At 59.2% G+C, this 3959-nt stretch carries 2 protein-coding genes, 1 tRNA gene and 1 pseudogene; 2 read left to right on the forward strand and 2 right to left on the reverse strand.

Annotated features, from left to right (window positions below; genetic code table 11):
• Positions 1 to 198: 198 nt before the first annotated feature.
• Together FEM54_RS26510 and FEM54_RS26515 are read left to right on the forward strand one after the other, a co-directional pair.
• Positions 199 to 312 (forward strand): annotated as a pseudogene (locus FEM54_RS26510) (type II toxin-antitoxin system HicA family toxin); the annotation flags it as partial.
• 46 nt (positions 313 to 358) lie between these two features.
• Complete coding sequence (locus FEM54_RS26515) at positions 359 to 760, forward strand: type II toxin-antitoxin system HicB family antitoxin (protein ID WP_099550415.1); 402 nt, start codon at positions 359 to 361, stop codon at positions 758 to 760.
• 48 nt (positions 761 to 808) lie between these two features.
• On the opposite strand, the gene FEM54_RS26520 is transcribed toward FEM54_RS26515, so the two are convergent.
• Positions 809 to 885 (reverse strand) — tRNA-Ile (locus FEM54_RS26520).
• Positions 886 to 900: 15 nt separating this feature from the next.
• The coding region (locus tag FEM54_RS26525) for a bifunctional diguanylate cyclase/phosphodiesterase (RefSeq protein WP_138453651.1) at positions 901 to 3959 on the reverse strand (3059 nt) is incomplete at its 5' end.

Here is a 3959-nt window from a genome sequence, read left to right on the forward strand (position 1 = left end):
GTGTAGGGGCAGTGCGCGGATATATTACAGGCTTGTGTTGGCAAGGAGGTGAACGGTGCTGCGATGAGTGTGATTGGGAGTGGGCACAAAAACTGACAGAAGTTCGCTGGTTAAAAGGGCTAATACGTCGCCATCATCTCATCACACAGGTCTGCTTTAAGGGTGAGAAGACTTTTTTATAGGTGTGTCTTGTGTGTATACAAACACCCTGAGAAGCGAGGACGTGTAACCGTGCCTCATCCCAAGTCAGAGATTGCCAAGGGCACCTTGCACAGTATTTTCAAATCAGCAGGCCTCAACTGTAGAGCTTGACTGAGGAATTGGATGGGCTCGGTGGAGTTCGTTCAGAGGATGACCAATGAAATTCCCAGTGGTAGTACACAAAGACGCCGACTCGGACTACAGCGTGACCGTTCCGGACGTACCAGGCTGCTTCTCGGCAGGCGCTTCGTTTTCCGAGGCGTTGGATAATGTTCGGGAAGCGCTGGCGCTGCATCTCGAAGGGTTGGTCGCCGACGAAGAAAAGCTTCCTCAGGCCCAAGAGGTGGATGTTCATCTGGACAATCCGGATTACGCCGGTGGCGTATGGGCGATTGTCGACTTTGACCTGACTCCGTACTTGGGTAAGTCGGTGCGGTTCAACGCTTCTTTGCCGGAGCAGTTGTTGCACCGCATTGATGAGCGAGTGCAGAAGGATCATCGCTATGCATCGCGGTCAGGGTTTTTGGCGACAGCAGCGCTGCGTGAACTGGCCGTTTGAGACGAATGCCAGACACGAAAAAGCCGCGCAATGCGCGGCTTTCTTGTTTGGTGGGCCCAGTAGGACTCGAACCTACGACCAAAGGATTATGAGTCCTCTGCTCTAACCAACTGAGCTATAGGCCCTCAGTAGGACGCGGATTATAGCGACGGTTTCCGTGCTGTGCCATCCGAAAAGTCTGAAACCCGCATATGAAGAAAAGTCTCGGCAAAAAGCTCCGGCGGCAGCGGCAGGCTGACGATGTAGCCTTGCATCTGTTCGCAGCCTTCGGCGGCCAGGAAGGCTTGTTGTGCGGGGTTTTCCACGCCTTCGGCGATGATGGTGAATTGCATGCTGTGGCCCAGGGCGATGATGGCGCGCACGATGGCGGCGTCGTGGGGGTCGTCGGGCAGGCCGCGCACGAAAGACTGGTCGATCTTGAGGAAGTCCAGTGGCAGGCGCTTGAGGTAACTGAGTGAAGAATAGCCGGTGCCGAAGTCATCGATGGCCAGTTGCACGCCCAGGTGCTTGAGTTGGTGCAGCACTTCGAGGGCTTCTTCGGCCTGGCTCATGATGAAGTTTTCGGTGATCTCCAGTTGCAGGCAACCGGGCTCCAAGTGGTAGTCGTGCAACAGTTGTTCGATGCGCGCGAGCAGGTTGGGGTGACGCAGTTGTGCGCCGGCGAGGTTGACTGACAGCGGGCCGAAATCGTTGAAGGCGCGTTTCCAGGTGTGCATCTGACGGCAGGCCTGTTCCAGTACCCAGTCGCCAATCTGCAGGATCGTGCCGTTCTCCTCGGCCAGGGCGATGAAGTGTTCCGGCGGCACGTCGCCAAAGGTTGGGTGGTGCCAGCGAATCAATGCTTCGGCGCCGATCAGTTCCTGGGTGACCAGGCTGAGCTTCGGTTGGTAGTACAGAAACAGCTCTTCACGCTCGATGGCACGGCGCAGTTCGTGCTCGAGGGCCACGCGTTCGTTGGCCTGGGCGGTGAGGTCGCGAGTGTAGCTCTCGACACGGTTGCGGCCTTTGGCCTTGGAGCGGTACATCGCGGCATCGGCGTTTTTGACCAGGGTAGCGACGTCGGTACCGTCCTGTGGATAAAGGCTGGTGCCGATGCTGGCGCTGATAAAGAACTCATGCTCGCCGGCCTGGAACGGCGGGGTGAAGCAGGCGAGCAGTTTATTGGCCAGGTGTTCGGCATCGCTGGCTTGTTGCAGGCCGGGCAGCAGGATGATGAATTCGTCGCCGCCCAGGCGTGCCACGGTGTCGATGTCGCGCAGTTGCTCCTTGAGGCGCACGGCGATGTCCTTGAGCAGCAGGTCGCCGACGGGGTGGCCGAGGCTGTCGTTGATATGCTTGAACCGGTCCAGGTCGAGGAACAGCACGGCGCCTTGGTGACCGGTTTCTTCCTGGCTGGTGAGGGCGGCTTGCAGTCGGCTTTCAAACAGGGTGCGGTTGGGCAGGCCGGTCAGTGGGTCGTGGTGTGCCTGATAATCGAGGCGAGCCTGGGCGTGCTTGAGACTGGAGATGTCGGCAAACACGGCAACAAAGTGTGTGATCAACTGGTCGCGGTTGCGCACGGCGCTGATGGTCAGCCAGCTGGGGTATAGCTCGCCGTTTTTGCGGCGGTTGGAAATCTCGCCCTGCCAGTGGCCGTGAGCCGTCAATTGATGCCACATCGCCGCATAGAACGCGCTGTCATGCAGGCCGGAAGCGAGCAGGCGCGGCGTGCTGCCAAGGGCTTCGGCTTCGCTGTAGCCGGTGATTTCGCTGAAAGCGCGGTTGACGGCGCTGATGTTCTGCCGGGTGTCGGTGATCAATACCCCTTCGGCCGTGCTCTCGAACACCGTGGCGGCCTGTTGCAGTTTTTCCTGCATCACTTGGCGCTCGGTGATGTCACGGGCGATGGTCAGCATGCAGTCATCCTCGCCGATGGGCAGCGGCCGGCTGGAGACTTCGCACAGGCGAATCAAGCCGTCGGCGCGGCGGATATGGCAGACGAAGTCACGCACAAAACCGTCGCGTTGCATCAGCTCCAGCATGTGCTTGCGTTCGTTGAGGTCAACCCAGATGCCCAGGTCCAGGGTCGACTGGTCGAGCGAGTTCGCACTGCTAAAGCCCGTCAGGCGGGTGAAGCCTTCGTTCACTTCAATCAAAAGCCCATCGCGTTGGCGGCTGAGCAGCAAACCGTCGGGTGAGGCGTGGAAGGCCTTGGCGAATTTCTCTTCGGAGGTTTGCAGCAGTTGCTGGGTTTCCTTGAGTTGGGTGATGTCACGCACCACCACCACCAAGGCTTCTGTGGTGTCGAGTTGGAACGGTTCGGCGGAGATCAACCCGGTAAACGCCTGGCCATTGCTGCGCAGAAATGGCATTTCCAGGTTGCGGATGCTGGTGGTCTGCACACGTTGCAGCAGGTCGGGGCCGACGCCTTGAATGCCCCAGATGTTCAGCTCGGTGGCGGTTTTGCCCACGACTTGTTCGGCGCTTAGCCCAATCTGGTCCTCGAATGCCTTGTTCACCTCCAGCAGGCAGCCATCAGAGAGGCGGGCGATGACCAGGATGTCCGGGCATTGCTGAAATACCGAGGCAAACTTCTCTTCGGAAAGCTGCAAAGCCTCCTCTGTGCGCTTGGCTTCGCTGATATCGATCATCAAACCGCGCAACACCGGCTCATGGCCGTGCTCGATCAGGCTGACGATATCGCGCACCCACAAGCAACGGCCGTCGGCGGTAATCACTCGATAATCGAGGCTGTGATCGCGGTTGGCGCGGGTTTCCTGGAAGCAGAATGCCTCCGCTCGGGTCAGGTCGGCAGGGTGGATGATGTTGCGCCAGAAGCCTGGAATCAGCCAATGGGCGCGGGGATAGCCCAGCAGGTCTTCGGCGTGGGGCGAAACGTAGCTGTAGGTGAAGTCGGTGATGCTGGCTTCCCAGGCAATCGCGGACAGGCTCTCGACCAGGCCGCGATAGTGGTATTCGCTGCTGCGCAACTCTTGCTCAAGGGCGACTCGCCGGGCAATTTCCGAGCTGAGCCGGCGGTTGATGCGAATCACGATGGCCAACACGGTGCTCAGCAGCAGCACCGCCGGCAGGCCGTACATCAGCAAGTCGGCCCAGAAGGTGCGGTGATCGGTGAAGCTGCCGACCCAGTGTTGCTGGATAGCGTCGGTTTCGTCGGAGCTGAGGTCAGCGAGGACTTTGTCCAGGATGCCCACCAGTA

It is taken from the genome of Pseudomonas edaphica (assembly GCF_005863185.1).
GTDB classification, from domain to species: domain Bacteria; phylum Pseudomonadota; class Gammaproteobacteria; order Pseudomonadales; family Pseudomonadaceae; genus Aquipseudomonas; species Aquipseudomonas edaphica.

What these genes read in the sequence shown, in the direction of transcription:
- FEM54_RS26515 (WP_099550415.1), top strand. Translation starts at nt 359, where the DNA reads ATGAAATTCCCAGTGGTAGTACACAAAGACGCCGACTCGGACTACAGC.